Here is a 390-nt window from a genome sequence, read left to right as displayed (position 1 = left end):
GTCTGCGGCTTCTTGATAGGAGAGGTTGTTTCTTTTGAGTTCGAAGACTCGAAAAATAAACATGGTGAATGAGAACGCTAAAGTCAGCAACGCCAAAACGATAATAAGCTTAACGATGATACTTTTAAGTTGGTCTTGCAGATCGGTAAACTCATGCTCAATATGTTCAATATACTCCATGCTGTGTGCTGAAAGTACTTGAGATAACAGCTGACTTTGTTGTTGGTTGAGTTCGGTAAACGTTTTATAAAGGTTCGCCAGCTCGGAGTTAACACCTGAATGGTTAATTTCGATTCCCCCAACCAACACACTCGCAAGAAGCGCGCTTTGAATGTCGATATTTGCGTTGTTTATCTCAGCATCAGTTGAGTTGCTCTCTGTGAGTTGTAG

Annotated in this window: 1 pseudogene; it reads right to left on the bottom strand. The window is 41.3% G+C overall.

Features of this window, described 5'->3' with window-relative positions:
• Positions 1 to 390 (bottom strand): annotated as a pseudogene (locus AB4486_RS23055) (hybrid sensor histidine kinase/response regulator); the annotation flags it as partial.

The organism is Vibrio sp. 10N.222.55.C6, from assembly GCF_041473395.1.
Taxonomy (GTDB): Bacteria; Pseudomonadota; Gammaproteobacteria; order Enterobacterales; family Vibrionaceae; genus Vibrio; species Vibrio crassostreae_C.
This window is presented reverse-complemented; position numbering and strand designations above follow the sequence as displayed.